The sequence below is a fragment of the Sporosarcina sp. SAFN-015 genome (assembly GCF_051966875.1).
In the GTDB taxonomy this organism is placed as follows: domain Bacteria; phylum Bacillota; class Bacilli; order Bacillales_A; family Planococcaceae; genus Sporosarcina.
Window position 1 is genome coordinate 14,969 of record NZ_JBQCKP010000010.1, and the last position, 17,216, is coordinate 32,184.

General features: G+C 42.2%; 14 protein-coding genes and 1 other annotated feature. Of the genes, 12 read left to right on the forward strand and 2 right to left on the reverse strand.

The features are described 5' to 3' along the window. Position 1 precedes the first annotated feature (1 nt). From hemC to ACTHPA_RS15805, 6 genes are all read left to right on the forward strand, one after another. A complete protein-coding gene (hemC, locus tag ACTHPA_RS15780) occupies positions 2-931 on the forward strand; it encodes a hydroxymethylbilane synthase (protein ID WP_440501546.1) in 930 nt (309 codons plus the stop codon). Continuing rightward, positions 924-1,685, forward strand: a complete 762-nt coding sequence (locus ACTHPA_RS15785) for a uroporphyrinogen-III synthase (RefSeq protein WP_440501547.1) — start codon at positions 924-926, stop codon at positions 1,683-1,685. Before hemC ends, ACTHPA_RS15785 begins: the two co-directional genes overlap by 8 nt. Next, positions 1,682-2,662, forward strand: coding sequence for a porphobilinogen synthase (hemB, locus tag ACTHPA_RS15790; protein ID WP_440501549.1), 981 nt, complete (start codon positions 1,682-1,684; stop codon positions 2,660-2,662). Before ACTHPA_RS15785 ends, hemB begins: the two co-directional genes overlap by 4 nt. Continuing rightward, positions 2,663-3,955 carry a glutamate-1-semialdehyde 2,1-aminomutase gene (hemL, locus tag ACTHPA_RS15795; RefSeq protein WP_440501550.1) on the forward strand — a complete coding sequence of 431 codons (1,293 nt, stop codon included), beginning with the start codon at positions 2,663-2,665 and terminating at the stop codon, positions 3,953-3,955. A gap of 103 nt (positions 3,956-4,058) precedes the next feature. Further along, a complete protein-coding gene (locus ACTHPA_RS15800; protein ID WP_440501551.1) occupies positions 4,059-4,874 on the forward strand; it encodes a hypothetical protein in 816 nt (271 codons plus the stop codon). Between the two features lie 226 nt (positions 4,875-5,100). Further along, positions 5,101-5,325: a binding site (T-box leader), on the forward strand. Positions 5,326-5,391: 66 nt separating this feature from the next. Then, positions 5,392-8,037 carry a valine--tRNA ligase gene (locus ACTHPA_RS15805; RefSeq protein WP_440501552.1) on the forward strand — a complete coding sequence of 882 codons (2,646 nt, stop codon included), beginning with the start codon at positions 5,392-5,394 and terminating at the stop codon, positions 8,035-8,037. Between the two features lie 469 nt (positions 8,038-8,506). On the opposite strand, the gene ACTHPA_RS15810 is transcribed toward ACTHPA_RS15805, so the two are convergent. Then, complete coding sequence (locus tag ACTHPA_RS15810) at positions 8,507-9,304, reverse strand: ATP-grasp domain-containing protein (RefSeq protein WP_440501554.1); 798 nt, start codon at positions 9,302-9,304, stop codon at positions 8,507-8,509. Continuing rightward, complete coding sequence (locus ACTHPA_RS15815) at positions 9,301-10,167, reverse strand: ATP-grasp domain-containing protein (RefSeq protein ID WP_440501556.1); 867 nt, start codon at positions 10,165-10,167, stop codon at positions 9,301-9,303. Before ACTHPA_RS15815 ends, ACTHPA_RS15810 begins: the two co-directional genes overlap by 4 nt. Before the next feature lie 62 nt (positions 10,168-10,229). Here ACTHPA_RS15815 and ACTHPA_RS15820 point away from each other — a divergent pair, with 62 nt between their 5' ends. The 6 genes from ACTHPA_RS15820 (at position 10,230) to ACTHPA_RS15845 (ending at position 17,211) form a co-directional block, all read left to right on the forward strand. Continuing rightward, positions 10,230-11,438 (forward strand): bifunctional folylpolyglutamate synthase/dihydrofolate synthase, encoded by a 1,209-nt coding sequence (locus ACTHPA_RS15820; RefSeq protein ID WP_440501558.1) that lies wholly within the window; start codon positions 10,230-10,232, stop codon positions 11,436-11,438. Positions 11,439-11,526: 88 nt separating this feature from the next. After that, entirely contained in the window at positions 11,527-13,230 is a 1,704-nt protein-coding gene (locus tag ACTHPA_RS15825) for a sensor domain-containing diguanylate cyclase (RefSeq protein WP_440501560.1), read from the forward strand. 20 nt (positions 13,231-13,250) lie between these two features. Continuing rightward, positions 13,251-14,978 carry a GGDEF domain-containing protein gene (locus ACTHPA_RS15830; RefSeq protein WP_440501562.1) on the forward strand — a complete coding sequence of 576 codons (1,728 nt, stop codon included), beginning with the start codon at positions 13,251-13,253 and terminating at the stop codon, positions 14,976-14,978. 122 nt (positions 14,979-15,100) lie between these two features. Next, entirely contained in the window at positions 15,101-15,526 is a 426-nt protein-coding gene (locus tag ACTHPA_RS15835; protein WP_440501564.1) for a type II secretion system protein, read from the forward strand. Then, positions 15,507-15,989 (forward strand): prepilin-type N-terminal cleavage/methylation domain-containing protein, encoded by a 483-nt coding sequence (locus ACTHPA_RS15840; protein WP_440501565.1) that lies wholly within the window; start codon positions 15,507-15,509, stop codon positions 15,987-15,989. The genes ACTHPA_RS15835 and ACTHPA_RS15840 overlap by 20 nt, the downstream gene beginning before the upstream one ends. Positions 15,990-15,993: 4 nt before the next feature. Further along, positions 15,994-17,211 carry a hypothetical protein gene (locus ACTHPA_RS15845; protein WP_440501567.1) on the forward strand — a complete coding sequence of 406 codons (1,218 nt, stop codon included), beginning with the start codon at positions 15,994-15,996 and terminating at the stop codon, positions 17,209-17,211. The last annotated feature ends 5 nt before the right edge of the window (positions 17,212-17,216 follow it).

The window sequence follows — 17,216 nt, forward strand, 5'->3', positions numbered from 1 at the left end:
ATTGAGAAAAATCATCGTAGGATCGAGAAGGAGCAAGCTCGCTCTAACACAAACAAATTGGTTTATCGACCAAATGAAAGCAGCGGGTGCTCCTTTTGAATTTGAAGTGAAGGAAATTGTGACAAAAGGGGATAAGATCCTCGATGTAATGCTCTCAAAGGTGGGAGGCAAAGGCTTATTCGTCAAGGAGATCGAGCAAGCGCTATTCGATAAAGAAATTGACTTCGCTGTTCATAGCATGAAAGATATGCCAGCTATTTTGCCTGAAGGGCTGACAATCGGATGTATTCCTCCGCGGGTTGATGCTCGTGATGCATTCATCTCAAAAGGTCATGTGAAATTCATGGACTTGCCGGTAGGGGCAGTCGTAGGAACTTCAAGCTTACGCCGTAGCTCACAGCTGCTCATGCTTCGTCCCGATCTTGAAATAAAATGGATACGTGGCAATATCGATACACGATTGAAGAAAATGCAAGATGGAGAATATGATGCGATTTTGTTAGCTGCCGCAGGCTTAAAGCGGATGGGGTGGAGCGACGACGTCGTTACTGAATATATGTCGATCGAAGACTGTATTCCGGCTGTCGGCCAAGGAGCGCTTGCAATTGAATGTAGAAGTGATGATGAAGAACTGCTTGCCGAACTGAAAAAAGTTTCCGACGATAAAACATGGCTTGAAGTCGATGCAGAACGAACTTTCCTATCCGAAATGGACGGCTCTTGCCAAGTTCCGATTGCAGGATTTGCGGTTTACGATGGTGATGAAGTGGAACTAACAGGGTTTATCGCTTCGCCGGACGCAAAGCAAGTCTTCAAAAAGACAGTTCGCGGTTCAAATCCGATCGAGGTAGGCAAATCTGTCGCATCCACTCTACGTGCTGAAGGTGCTGCAGAAGTGATTGAGAAAGTGAAGGCGGAAATGGATGCCTGAATTGCCTTTGAAAGGTGAATCTGTAATTTTCACAGGAACACCGAAATCACTTGAGATTTTCGATCTTGTTAAGGAATACGGAGGCATTCCATACTCCTTGCCGCTTATTCAAGTGAATGAAATTGAAGATAGAACAGATGAATATGAACTGAAAAGATGTGCAGAGTTTGATTGGTTAATATTCACCAGCCAAAGTGCTGTGACAGCATTCCATTCAAAAATGAAACGATTCCATGTGACATCTCAACATATTCCATCCAAAATTGCTGCTGTTGGTACACAGACTGCTGCGGCATTAGAAAAGATTGGCTTTACGGTGGAATTTATCCCGTCCATTTTTAGTGCCGACGTCTTCGTAAAGCAATTCAAGCCTACGGTAAACAGAAAGCTGCGAGTGCTGTTTTTAAAAGGAAACTTAGCGGGCAGCATCATCCGTGAAGAACTGCCTTTTCAAGTTGAAGAATGGACAGTCTATGAAACAATTGCCAAATTGGATTCGGTAGATTCAATTATTGAGATATTGGAAACCGGGGACAACAACACTGTCTTATTCGCCAGCCCGTCAGCGGTGCATGTCTATCATGAACGCATCGTTCCTGTTGTCGGTTGGAAAGGGTATGCAATAGGAGCGATCGGACATGTCACAGAAAAAGCTTTGCTTGACGCAGGGGCAGTAGTGGATGTAAAGCCTGAAATTTATACTCTAAAGGAACTCGTCAAGGTTTTGGCGAAACGAAAGGAAGATATCCAATGACTCAACTACAATTTCGACGTAATCGTCGACTGCGCACTTCAGCTGCAATGCGTTCGATGGTAAGGGAAACAATTTTGCATAAAGAGGATTTTATTTATCCGATATTCGTCATAGAAGGCGAACATGTGAAAAACGAAATTAGCTCGATGCCGGGTATTTACCAATTGTCACTTGATCGTTTAATGGAGGAAGTGGATGAAGTCGTTTCATTAGGCATCCCTTCTGTCATCCTGTTCGGTATTCCTGCAGAGAAAGATGCGACGGGCACGGGGGCGTTTGATGATGAAGGCATTGTACAGCGTGCGACGCGCCTCATCAAAGAGAAGCATCCATCGCTCGTTGTAATTGCCGACACTTGCCTTTGTGAGTATACGGATCATGGGCATTGTGGAGTCGTTCATGGATCCGACGTATTGAATGATCCATCGCTTGAACTGCTGGCTAAAACTGCGGTCAGCCAAGCAAAAGCGGGAGCTGACATTATTGCCCCTTCCAATATGATGGATGGATTTGTCATCGCCATTAGGGAAGCGCTTGACAAAGCTGGCTTCGAAAATGTGCCGATCATGTCATATGCTGTCAAATATTCTTCAGCTTACTACGGACCGTTTCGTGATGCTGCTGACTCAGCTCCGCAATTCGGCGATCGCAAAACGTATCAAATGGACCCTGCCAACCGGATGGAAGCACTTCGCGAGGCGGAGTCTGATGTTATGGAAGGCGCGGATTTCTTAATTGTCAAACCTGCTTTGTCCTATTTAGATATTATGCGTGATGTGAAAAACAACGTCCTTCTTCCTGTCGTCGCTTACAATGTGAGCGGTGAGTATTCGATGGTGAAGGCAGCTGCACAAAATGGCTGGATCAATGAAAAAGAGATTGTATTGGAAACATTGACAAGTATGAAACGCGCAGGTGCGGATCTTATTATGACATACCATGCAAAAGACGCAGCGCGTTGGCTGGAGGGAAAATAAATGGGGAAAAGTTATGAAAAGTCTAAGAAAGCGTTCGCAGAAGCAGTAAAGTTAATGCCAGGTGGCGTGAACTCTCCTGTCCGGGCTTTCAAATCAGTCAATATGGATCCGATATTCATGGAAAGCGGAAAAGGACCGATCATTAAAGATATCGATGGCAATGAGTATATCGACTATGTCCTTTCTTGGGGTCCGTTGATTTTGGGACATGCTGATCCAGATGTCGTTGAAAGCATCAAGAAAGTGGCTGAGACAGGTACAAGCTTCGGAGCACCGACATTACTGGAAAATGAACTTGCGAAAATTGTTATTGACCGTGTCCCTTCCATTGAGGTTGTCCGTATGGTTTCTTCAGGAACGGAAGCGACAATGAGCGCATTGCGTTTAGCTCGCGGATATACAGGTCGTAATAAGATTTTGAAATTTGAAGGCTGTTACCATGGCCATGGCGATTCACTTCTCATTAAAGCTGGTTCCGGCGTCGCTACACTAGGTTTGCCGGATAGCCCGGGAGTACCTGAGGGGATTGCAAAGAACACGATTACAGTGGCGTACAATGATATGGATGGCGTTCGTGCCGCATTCGACCAATTTGGGGACGATTTAGCGGGCGTCATCGTTGAGCCGGTTGCAGGGAACATGGGAGTTGTCCCACCGGAGCCGGGCTTCCTTGAAGGATTGCGTGAAATCACCGAGCAGAATGGCACATTGCTTATCTTCGACGAAGTGATGACTGGTTTCCGTGTCGATTACAATTGTGCGCAAGGCTATTTCGGAATCACTCCTGACCTAACTTGCCTTGGCAAAGTGATCGGCGGTGGACTTCCTGTCGGAGCATATGGTGGGAAGCGTGAAATCATGGAAAATATCGCACCTGCAGGAACTGTGTATCAAGCAGGGACATTATCTGGAAATCCGATGGCGATGACAGCTGGCATCGAAACATTGAAAAAATTGACGCCTGCTTCATATGACCATTTCAAGAAGCTAGGCGATCAGTTGGAGGCTGGCTTCCGTGAAGCGGCGACGAAATACAATATCCCACATACTGTGAACCGTGCCGGCTCTATGATCGGCTTCTTCTTTACGAATGAAAAAGTATACAACTATGACCAAGCGAAAACGTCCGACTTGGAGTTGTTTGCAGAATACTTCCGTCTAATGGCAGAAGAAGGCATTTTCCTTCCGCCATCCCAGTTTGAAGGTATGTTCTTATCTGCAACCCACACGGAAGAGCATATCGAACAAACTGTTCAAGCATTCCATAAAGTGTTCGCCCAATTGGCGCGATAATCCTACACCACCTATTGTCGATCGACAATAGGTGGTTTTTTATTCTACCTACCCCTCTTGATGCATATAATGGCAAGTGAATGAAACCGGGGAGGGAAATGGAATGAAAAAGCTGCAATGGAATATGGAAGAAGTCTTTTATTTTCCTGAAAGCGTCGGAGTGCCAAAGGATGCACGTTTAGTTAAAGTGAAAGCAGGATTTACAGAAAAACGATCTGAAGATGCGGTCCGCCTTTCTGGAATTTATCATATCGCCGCCAAGGTCGATTTTGGCGAGGGAGAGCGGAGTGAGACACTTCCAGCAGACGCGGTCTTTGTGGATGATGTAGAGCTCGATGGGGAAACGGGTTATTTTGAATACGCTGTGCCTTTATATATCGATTTGCCTCCTGAAGTTGAACATCCATTGCATATTGAAGCGACAAATGTCAAAACAACATTTGACGGACAAGGTGCCTTCACAGTCGCTTGGAATGTAAACTGTACGTATGGAGAGGATTCGACCGCAAAAGCTGCAAGCGATGAGCCAGCGGCAAAAACTAGTAATGAAACTGCCTCCAACGAGACTTCCAATGTACAGACTGCCAACAACAAGTCTTCATCGGAAGCGAATAATGAAGCAGAATCCGTAGAAGAGAAGACGGATGCTGTAGCAGTTAAAGAAACGCCAAAGGAAAAAGTCGCAGCAGGAATGTCGGAGCAGGAACAAGCTGTTCAAGTTTCCGAACCTCGACCAGCCGCAGCTGTACAAAGTCGAACAAAAGCTGTGCCTGTACAAGAGCGGCAGACAGCTGCAATGCATGACAGCAGCTCGTGGAATGACCTTGATGATATGCTGTCATACATCGCAACGTTGCCGGATGAATGGACGACGACAAGATTCCGCTCAAATGATATCTTTGTAAAGGAGGAAAGTTAAACCTATAAGCGCGCATAATAGGAGGAAATCACCCGTCGTAGGGACGATTAAAACCCTAATGAGCTGAAAAACGGCAATAGGGATGATGATGCCTTTGCAATAAAATCTTGTCTTCCGTAGCCACGGGGGCAATAAATAAGGATTGTATCCCTTTCTCATAAATACCTTCCTTTCATATTTACTTGACGAAATCTCCTCTAATCGAATATAATACTCATAACTATATAATGATGCTTTGATCGGGAAAGTACGTGAGTTTCATTTATCCAAGAGAGGGCGCCGTCGGTGGGAGGGCCTATAAATGAATTTACAGAAAGTCACCCAGGAGCAGTTTCCGTGAATTTTGAGTAGCGGAAGCCGGTTTGAAACCGTTATTTATTATTGAGGCGCAAACATTTTTTTAGTTTGCGTGAATAAAGGTGGTACCACGGATAACTCCTTCGTCCTTTTTGACGAACGGAGTTTTTTTGTATTCACTTTTACAAGCAGCACGTGCAAGTAAAGAGGAGGAGTTCATATGTCAACAGAAAACTTGTCAATGCCAACGAAATATGAGCCGCAGTCAATTGAAGCGGGCCGTTACGAATGGTGGCTGAAAGGTAAATACTTTGAAGCACAGCCTGAAAGCGGGAAAGAACCGTACACAATCGTCATTCCACCGCCGAATGTTACAGGTAAGCTCCATTTAGGGCATGCTTGGGATACTACGCTGCAAGATATTCTTATCCGCATGAAGCGGATGCAAGGCTATGATGCTTTATGGCTTCCAGGAATGGACCATGCGGGTATTGCGACACAAGCGAAGGTAGAAGAAAAACTTCGTGAAGAAGGAAAATTCCGTTACGACCTTGGACGTGAAAAGTTCCTAGAGGAAACGTGGAAATGGAAAGATGAATATGCTGGTCATATACGTGCGCAATGGTCGAAATTAGGTCTCGCGCTTGATTTTTCAAGGGAACGCTTCACGTTAGATGAAGGATTGTCAAAAGCTGTCCGCGAAGTCTTCGTAAAACTTTACGAAAAAGGTTTTATTTATCGCGGTGAGTATATTATCAACTGGGACCCGGCAACGAAAACTGCACTTTCGGATATTGAAGTTATCCATAAGGATGTTCAGGGTGCATTCTATCATATGCGCTATCCACTCGCTGACGGAACGGGCAGTATCGAAATTGCAACGACGCGTCCTGAAACAATGCTTGGAGATACTGCGGTAGCAGTTCATCCGGAAGACGACCGTTATAAGCATTTAATCGGCAAAACGGTTACATTACCGATTGTCGGACGGGAGATTCCGATTGTTGCTGATGATTATGTCGACATGGAATTTGGAAGCGGCGCAGTAAAAATTACGCCGGCACATGACCCGAATGACTTTGAAATCGGAAATCGCCATAACTTGCCTCGCGTTCTTGTCATGAATGAAGACGGCAGCATGAACCAACTTGCAGGCAAATATGAAGGGATGGATCGCTTCGAATGCCGAAAAGCAATCGTCAAAGATTTACAGGATATCGACGTTTTATTCAAAATCGAAGATCACTTGCATTCTGTCGGGCATTCTGAACGTAGCGGAGCTGTCGTTGAACCATATTTGTCAACACAATGGTTCGTTAAAATGGCGCCGCTAGCAGAAGAAGCGATTAAACTTCAGCAATCCGAAGGAAAAGTCAACTTCGTTCCGGAACGTTTTGAAAAGACATATTTGAGCTGGATGGAAAATATCCATGATTGGTGTATTTCCCGTCAACTTTGGTGGGGACATCGTATTCCTGCTTGGTACCACAAAGAAACCGGCGAAGTGTATGTCGGTCATGAAGCTCCTCAAGATATCGAGAATTGGAACCAAGAAGAAGATGTACTCGATACATGGTTCTCATCCGCATTATGGCCATTTTCGACAATGGGCTGGCCAGATTTGGATAATGAAGAGTTCAAACGCTATTATCCGACTGATGCACTCGTAACGGGTTATGATATCATTTTCTTCTGGGTATCCCGGATGATTTTCCAAGGTATCGAATTCACTGGTCAACGTCCATTCAAAGATGTATTGATCCACGGTCTCGTCCGTGCAGAAGATGGACGGAAGATGTCGAAATCACTTGGCAATGGAATCGATCCGATGGAAGTGATCGATAAATACGGAGCGGACGCATTGCGCTATTTCCTAGCGACAGGTTCGTCACCAGGCCAAGATTTACGCTACTCAACTGAAAAAGTTGAAGCAATCTGGAACTTTGCAAATAAAATTTGGAATGCTTCACGTTTCGCTTTGATGAATATGGACGGCATGAAGTATGAAGAAATCGATCTTACAGGTGAAAAATCCGTTGCAGATGCATGGATTCTGACACGATTGAATGAAACGATTGAACAAGTAACGAAGCTTGCGGAGAAATACGAATTCGGCGAAGTCGGCCGTGCGCTTTACAATTTCATCTGGGATGACTTCTGTGACTGGTATATCGAAATGGCGAAATTGCCGTTGTACGGTGAAGACGAAACTGCAAAGAAAACAACTCGTTCCGTTCTTGCATACGTCCTCGATAACACGATGCGTCTCTTACATCCGTTAATGCCGTTCATTACGGAGGAAATCTGGCAGAACCTTCCTCACGAAGGGGAGTCGATTACGGTAGCTGCTTGGCCAGTAGCTGATCCTGCGTTGACGGATACGGCAAAAGCATCCGATATGAAGCTGCTCGTTGACCTTATTCACGCAGTACGTAATATTCGTGCTGAAGTGAATACGCCAATGAGCAAAAAAGTACCTCTTTATATCGCTGCGAAAGACGAAACGACTGTATCCGTTTTGGAAGCGAACCGTAGCTATATCGAACGTTTCTGCAATCCGGAAACACTGGAGATTGGAGTCGGTATTTCAGCGCCGGGCAAATCGATGTCAGCTGTCATTACGGGAGCAGAATTGTTCTTGCCACTTGAAGGGTTGCTGAATCTTGATGAAGAGATTGAGCGATTGAAGAAAGAACTGGCGAAGTGGGAAAGCGAAGTGAAACGTGTTCAAGGCAAACTTTCCAATGAGCGATTCATTTCAAAAGCGCCTGAAGCGGTTGTAGCAGAAGAGCGCGCAAAAGAGCAGGATTATTTAGAGAAGAAAGCTGCAGTCGAACGCCGTATTGAAGAATTAAAAGAGATTTAAAAAGGAAAAAGAGTTGGTCCTCCAGTAGTGGAGTTGACCATCTCTTTTTTAGTTTGTTCAAAAAAGCGACTAGTAAAGTACGGCGAGTGATCATAAACGTGCGTGAGTGATTATAAATGTGCGTGAGTGATCATAAATCCATGCGGGTGATCATAAACGCGCGTGAGTGATCAAAAATCCGTGCAAGTGATCAAAAATCCGTGCGAGTGATCATAAATGTGCGTGAGTGATCAAAAATCCGTGCGAGTGATCATAAATGTGCGTGAGTGATCATATATCCGTGCGAGTGATCATAAACGCGCGTGAGTGATCAAAAATCCGTGCGAGTGATCATAAATGTGCGTGAGTGATCATAAATCCGTGCGAGTGATCATAAACGCGCGTGAGTGATCAAAATCCGTGCGAGTGATCATAAATCCGCGTGAGTGATCATAAATGTGCGTGAGTGATCATAAATCCGCGTGAGTGATCATAAACTCTCCAATTTCCTCTTCACATACTCCAGCAATTTCTCCGCAACTGAAAAATCATGGGTGATATACAGCGATCTCGCGCCGACTGGGTCTTCAATTTCATTCAACATCCAACCACCGTCCGGCAATAACAGGAAATCGATGCCGATATAATCGCTTTTTAATGCCTTGGCAATTCTCCGGACTTCATTTTCTTGCCAGGACGAAAGTGTGTATTTCTCCACAGTCCCGCCAAGGGTAAAATTCGACTTGAAAGAGTCATTTCCAATTCGTTTGACAGCTCCTAACACTTCCTTACCGAGCATGAAAACACGGACGTCCGTGGAATCCGATTCGATATATGGCTGCACAATTGTCCGTCTTCCTTCGAATTGAGCGAAAAACTCTATTGCCTCATTCTGTGTATGACAAAGAAAAACTTCGCGGCCCCCATGTCCATCAATTGTTTTCAACACAAAAGGGGCAGGGGGTATGTCTAATAAGGAATTTGCCCTTTTTGTTGGAACTGCAGGAACCCCTAACAACGAAGCTAGTTCATAAGTCTTCAGCTTATCGTTTGCAATTTTGTTCACTTCCCCCCGGTTGATCACTCGGAATCCCGCAGACTCCCATTTTCTCGAAAGCTCTGGATCTCGGTCGCGGAATAAAATAAAATCCGCATCATCGTCCGGTTCTTCCTCATCTACTAACAACGTCAATGCAATATCCATCCTTGAAGCATGAATCATCAAATCATCAATGAACCCGCGATTCCGTTCCGCTTCCTTTAACGAGTAATAAACATACCCTTTCATGCAAGTTTACCTAAAATGTATTCGATCATCTTGTCTGCTACGTTGATGCCCGTCACGTTATAAATATTGCGGATATGCGCTGCGGCATTCACTTCGCAGACAAGTGGTGCTTCATTTTCTCCAAACAATAGATCGACACCTGCAAATTCGGCACCGACCGCATCTGCCGCGCATATCGCCAGTGCCTCCTGTTCTGGAGTCAGGTCAATCATACTAGCCACTCCGCCGTTTGTAATATTTGCTCGGAAATCCGTCTCGGATAAACGATACATCGCCGCGACAATTTCACCGCCAACAATATTTACTCGGATATCCCTTCCTCTACTCGTCGCAATGAACTGCTGAAATACATAATCGACTCCACGCAATTCATCTACTTTCGAAAAGAACTGCTCTTCTGTTTCAATCAAATACACTTTCATGCCGAATGATCCGTGGCCTTCTTTGATAATCATAGGCAAGCCTAGTTTTTCAAGAACCATTTCATAATAGCCCGATCCTTCAATCGTAAAATTCGGATATACTTTCGGTGCGATAATCGTTTCGGGCATTGGAATATCATTCTTTGCCAGTTGTATGTATTGCTTCGCTTTATTATCACATGTCTCAATTACTTCAGGGTCATTAAAGACAGGGATACCAGCATTTTTCAAAAATGTGGCCAGCAGGATATCTTTGTCCAGAAAGACGACAAAATCAGGTCGGACTTTCAACTTTTCATTAAGGGCCATAAGCACTTCATAGTTCTTTTTCAGGGTAGCATTGACGCCTGCCCGTTCAGCAGCGTCTCGTAAAAGGTCCGCCTGATCGCGAAATTTATCACTCGTTAAACTCCCGTTATAGATTACCCAACAATTTTTCATTTCGTTCCCTCCGGCCGTGATATACTATTTCTAAGCTGATTTTACCATAAGGGGCGAGTGAATTGATTCCAAAATTTGATGAATATAAAGAGCGATTTGACATCATTAGTGATGATGAAATAAAACCGGGGCTTGATAGCATTCGTAAAGCACTTCAAAAGGTTGGGAATCCAGAAAAGTGTCTACCTGTCATTCATGTGGCGGGAACAAACGGAAAAGGCTCCACTATTGCTTTCATGGAATCCATCTTAAAAGAGCATGGATTTTCGACAGGGGTCTTCTCGTCACCTGCGTTGGTAGATGTGCATGACCAAATTCGTATAAATGGGCTCCCGATCAGTTCGGAAGAGATGGATAAGACGTTTCTCAAAATGAAAGAGTCGGATCTAAGCGGAACGTTGACTGATTTTGAATTGTTGACAGTTGCGGCTTTCCTTACTTTTGAACGGTTAGCTCCTGATTATGTCTTGCTCGAATGCGGGATGGGGGGCAGTTTCGACAGCACGAATGTCGTTTCGCCGCTCGTATCAGTTATTACATCAATCGCCCTTGACCATATCGGTTTTCTTGGAGGAACGATTGAGGAGATAACTGAGCATAAGGCAGGGATTATTAAAGAGAATACGTCAGTAGTCGTTGGTCCGCTTCCAAAAGAGGCTATGATCGTCGTTCGAATGAAAGCGAAGGAGACGAACAGTAAAGTTATCGCATACGGAGAAGATTTCATAACGAAAGATGAGGAGTTTATCGGGGAATCAATTCGGGTACCTATTCGTGAACGTAGGATGAAAGGACCGCATCAAGCTGTCAATGCTGGAGTAGCAATAGAGGCGCTGCTGCAAGTAGGACTAAAAGTGGATGTTGAACTTCTTGCAAAAGGCGTGTCGCTGGCTACTCTGCCATACCGATTCCAAGAAATTGCCGAAGGGGTTTTTATCGATGGAGCGCACAACCCTGCTGCTGCCAAAATGCTTGTCGAGACGATAAAATCCGAATTTCCTGGAGAGAAAGTCGACTTTGTCATCGGCATGTTGAAAACAAAAGATATTAAGAAAACGATAGATGAGTTGATTCCTGTTGCGGCTTCCTTCACTTTCGTCACGTTTCCTCATCCGCAAGCTGCCACTGTAGAGGAATTACTATCCAGTTGTCAGTATAATAGAAAAAGGGTGACAAAACATTTGGATGATACTATAATACTAAGAAAGGGAAATGATAGGAAGAGAATAGTCGCAGGGTCACTTTATTTGGTTAGTAGTCTTTTGAACTAGTTTCTTCAATAAGACATGATTACTTCAATTTGGACAACACCATATCATTTCGCATGTTTTCATATATTTTATAAGGGGTGCATGAACGGTGTCTGAAAAAAAGTGGTCTACAATCTTACTTTTAATTACATGGTTGCTCATCGTTCCACCCGGAATTGGTTATTTCCTTCTAACTCGGATGCCTGAAAGCATCAATGTTGCCCACTTGATGCTTTTTATTATTTTTGGTTTATTAACTGCGCTATTCCCCATCAAAAGGAATGGACAACCTGTCACTTTAGTCATGTGGGTTACATTACCTGCTTTCCTCATGTATGGAATTGCAATTGAAATGGTCGTTATGCAGTTATCAATTCTCGCAAGCCTTTTTGTTACAAAAAGGTACCAAAAGCAATCACATCGATTTTTTCTGAATTCCATCATGATGTTCATTTTATCAATTGTCGCTGCGGGCGCATTTTACGTAGTAGGTGGCACAATTGGTTCAATGGACTTTTGGCCACTTCTAATTGGTGTGTCAATATATAGGCTTGTCCATACAACTACAAATATTGGCTTATTGAATACATATTTTATGATAAAGGGAGCGAAAAGTCCTTATACGAAAAAAGATATGCTTTTTGAGTATTCGACGCTCATTCTCATTTTGCCATTGGCTTTAACATTTTATTTAATGTTGAACATGGTCGGCAACGCTTCTTTTTTACTACTAGGTTTTCCTTTTTTTATGACAATCATGATTATCCGCTTGTATGGACGTTCTGAAAAGATAAATGAATATATTAAAATAGCTGGCAAAATCGGAAGTGAACTTTCTGTCATGACGGCCGAAGAAGCGGTGACAACACAGTTCATTACGAAGACGAGTGAATTATTCAAAGCAGATTATGTATTACTTTTCACGAATCATGATCAATGGCTCGAACTGGAGAAATGGTATGAAAGAAGGCATTTTGTCGATCGGCCAAACCAAACTGTCCAAATCGGGGAAGGAATTGCAGGGATGGTGTTGGAGAAAAAGGAACCGGTCATCTATTCGAAGAGAAAAGACTGGGAGCAATATGCGACAACTTCGGTTCTGGAGGATTTGGAGAGTGTTCTTTGCATACCATTGGCGCATAACGACAAAACGAACGGCGTTCTTCTATTAGGATCTACTAGGAAAGGTGCTTTTGGCGATTACCAACTGAAGATTTTAGATTTGCTCGGTTCTTATTATATTGTTTCTCTAGAGAAGGCTAGATATGTACAAGAAGCATTGCAACGAAGTGAAAGATGCGCATTGACGAAGCTGTACAATTATCGGTATTTGGAAGAAAAGCTTCACTTTGAAATGGAACGGATGCGTATGGGAGATATCGATGACTTATCGGTCGTCATGCTTGATATTGATCATTTCAAAAAAGTGAACGACACATACGGCCATCAAAGCGGCAACGATATTTTGTATGGATTTGCAAGATTATTGGAAAAGAATTTACCGGAACGAGGAACGATTGGTCGGTATGGCGGAGAAGAGTTTGTCTATATTTTACCCGGCTTTTCAAAAGCCGAAGCAGCCGATTTTGCAGAACAACTTAGATTGCTTATTAGAAAACATGCATTTACTATCATCCCCGATTTGGGCGATGATAAATATCCGGTAAAAGTATCGATTACATCTAGTGTCGGTGTTGCAAATGCGCCAACGGATACGGACGAAGCGATGAATTTATTGCGCAACGCCGATCGTGCATTATACATTGGTGCGAAGCAAGCTGGTAGAGACCGAGTGGCCGAATATGTAAAATGACGAAGGGAGAGGGATGAGAATTGATAGTTACGGCTAGACAAAAAAAGGCTGTATATATTATGTGGCTCCTTGTTGTTCCTTTAATGTTTTACATTGCCCTCAACTACTTTCCGGCGAAATCACTTAATTACGTAGAAATTGTCATTTATTCGGCTATCCTTATTGCGACATTAATGACTTCGATTTCATTGGATAAAGTAAGTATGACGTTGGAGAGATGGGTTATCTTCTCTTTGTTTTTCCAATATGGCATTGTCGCCGAAATGATGTTTATGCAAATTACAAGTTTTATATTGCTATACACAATGAAGTCTTCGACACCGAAAGCGTTCAGGTTTGGATTTAATTCTATTAATTTTGCAATTGTTTCTGTAATAAGTAGCGCGATATTTTATGCTATTGGAGGTTCACTTCAAGAAATGTCATTAGGGACATTTCTACTGGCAGGCTTCATTTATGCTTCTGCCTATTCATTGGTTAATAGTCTTGTCATTTATACGTTTTTCAGATGGATGAAGATAACTACAGCAGGAATGAAGAAAGTTGTATTGTGGGATTATGTTTCTTCGATTCTGCTTTTACCTTTCGCCATTACGTTTTGTCTACTTTTACAACAATTTGGCAGTGAAGCATTTTTACTCATAGGTGTACCGTTTATTATTGTTTTACTTGTTTCAAGCAAGTATATGAAATCAGATAAATTGAATGAAGTACTATCATCATCAACGGTTATCGGTCATCAGCTGGCTGATAGCTTGCGATTCGATGATGTTATGGTTACATTCATTGACAAAATTAATGACGTAATACCTTATGATAACGCATACATCGTCGATTTAAGGATGGGTGAAAATCTTGTCATGCTTTCCCATAAAGAAGGGAAGCTTCAAAGTGAAGTGCCAAATAAGTTTTCTTTTCCTCAAAAGATTTCTGAGGGGGATGGAATGGACTTAAATGTGACAAGGATATTTTTGAATAAAAAAAACATCGGCTCACTGAAAGGATATTCATTTGACGAATCAGTGGAAAGTGTTATGACTGCACCCATTAAGAGAAATCAAAAGACAGAAGCTTTCCTGATCTTAACATCGCAACAAAGGTACGCATTCGAAGATGTACATGTAAAGATGGCGGATCTGTTAACAGGCTATTTTGCAACCGCAGTGGATAAGGCAAGATATTATGAAAAAACAGTGGAAAAAAGTGTGAGATGCGGTTTGACAGGTCTTTATAATTTCCGTTACTTGGAGTCCAAGCTGGATGAGGAGATGATACGCTATCATATTGGGGAGATTTCTACGTTGTCTACGATCATTTTAGATATCGATCATTTCAAATCAATCAATGATACATATGGACACCAAAGTGGAAATGATCTGCTCTGCGCATTCGCAGCACTATTGAGGAGTTGCCAAACACCCGAAATGACCTTAGCTAGGTATGGCGGCGAAGAATTTGTAATCGTCATGCCAAATTATAAAAAAGAAGACGCAGTGGAATTTGCAGAGATGATTCGAAAAAAGATGGAAGAGTCTAGCTTTGAAATTATCCCGGACCTCTTGGAAGACAGGAAACCTGCAATCGTTCAAATGACAATCAGTGTTGGTGTAGCAACATTGCCGATGGATGCAAAAGATGGTAAGGAATTGCTGCGGAACGCCGACCGGGCGCTTTATATTGGCGGGAAACAAGCAGGACGCAATCGGGTAGGGGTGTATGAAGAAGAATATGTTGGCATATTGAATTGAGACTGGCAGATGCCGGTCTTTTTCTATGATATTTTTACTATTGAAAGAGACTAGTTGATTAGTTTAAAAGGATTTTGTATGCTGTAAGTAATGGATACATAATAAGGGAGGCGATGTTTCAGATGAAAAGCCATAAAAGAAACGAAAAAGGGATGACCCTCGTTGAAATCTTGGCTGCTCTAGTCATCTTAGGCATCGTCTTTATTGGGTTTATGACGATATTTCCGCAGATGACGAATTTTAATCAGAAGACTGGGACCAAGCTGAGTGCAATGAACGAGGCAAGGGTGCTTCTAGATAACTATAGAAACTCATCATATTCTCTAAGTGATTTCACTTCGGAAAATGGTTATATCGATAAAAATGAGACCTGGATTCGAACTGAAAAAAGTGAATTTGGAGAAGTAGAGTATAGAGTTAAAAAACAAGCTGCATTGCCAGCTGGGGATGCTGAAGGCGAGTTGAGTCTGCATGAAGTCAATATATCGATTCAAAAAGATGGCAAAGTTATCAGTGAGACTTTCGGCTATGTTGAAGTCAGTAAATGAAAAACATAACAATAGTTCACGACAATCAGGAATGACGCTAGTAGAGGTATTGGCCGTACTTCTATTGACCGCACTTGTCATAATGTTAATTTGGACAACAGTACTTACAAGCATGAAATACAATATAACGGAAACTAAAAAGTTAAGAATGCAACAGGAGGCTAATTATATAATTACGAATCTTCAACAGATTCACCGGAAATGTGATACATATAAGTTGGAGGAGAGAGATGGGGAAATTTGGATGACAGATTGTATGGGAGCTGTCAATCAATCAGATAAGAAAATCGTTTCGGAATTTGAATTTAAAATTAGTGGATTGCCAACGGAACAAGAAATTGAAGCGAAAACAACAGATTCCTCTTTGAATGTGGATCTAGTAGTTGCTGATCCGGTTAATAACAAATTAGAAGTAAGTGTCTCAACCGTCATCTCTAGATATAAAGTGGAGAAGGAGGAGTGAAAAAATGCGAAGAAGTCACAACGAACAGGGATACGCATTATTAATAGTCCTCTTTTTAGTCGTCTTCATTATGGCTGTTTCAGCTGTCTTTATTAGAGGTTCACTTGGAAATGCAAAACAAGAATTCAAAGTGGATGATAGCCAACTTACAGTAATGGCTGCAGAAGCGGGTGTAGACTATTATAAGACTTATGTTTCAAATTTATACTTTTCCATTATACCTGACTTGGAAACATTTGTTCAAAATGATATTAAAAAACAACTTGAGAATCCCAATAATAAAGCTAAGGTAGTTGATTATAATTTAACTAGAAAAAATACCACTAGCGAGCTGGAACGAATATTTAAAGAGAAAGAGAAAATTCTTGAATTAACCTTAGAGAAGAATATTACGCTATATAATTTCAAATTAAAAACCACTTCTGTGAAAAGGTATCCCGAAAGGCACACAGTAACGGTATCTGGAACTTCAGTGGGAATGGGAAAAGGTACTGAGAAGAAGATTTCATTTGAACAATCATTTACTATACCTGATTTCAGTGGAGCATCGAATTCAAGTGGAGATGGGATGTCGTCCCCTCCCAATATGCATAAACTTTATCCTGATAATGTAAATGCCGCGGGTTGTAAAAGCAGCAAGGGCGGAGAGTTGAAAGATACCAAGTGTTTAGGATCAAAGAATGGCGACTATAAAGAAATATCCAATTCAACTGTTTACTTTGAAGACGGATTCGTAAACAATAGCGGAAATTTGGCAGTGCAAAATTCAATAATTTTTAGTAAAGATGGTTTTGACGTCAAAAACTTTAATCAACTAACTGGATCAGATCTATATATTGATTACTCTTTCAAGGCGAAAAATATGAATGGAATCAAGAATACTACAATGAGAGTAAACGGAGCTGTAAATATAACAAGTAATATGGACATGGAAGGTTCAACTATAATAATTAGGGGATCGGGACGTTTCAATGGGCACTTGAATATTTCTAAAAACTCATTAGTGTGTGTGGCTGGTTCACTAACAGTCGATAAACACTTAGATATTGATGCAGGAAGTAAGTTAGTTCACTATGCTAGCGTAGCATATGGTAAAAAAGTAGGCACAGGAGAAATAATTCAGTTAAATAGTGAACAAGAAGTTTGGGAAAAGTGTAAATCGGAAAATGGTAAATCGATATCTTGGCATAAACCCACTATTGAAGATGTGATATATGAGTAAAGGGG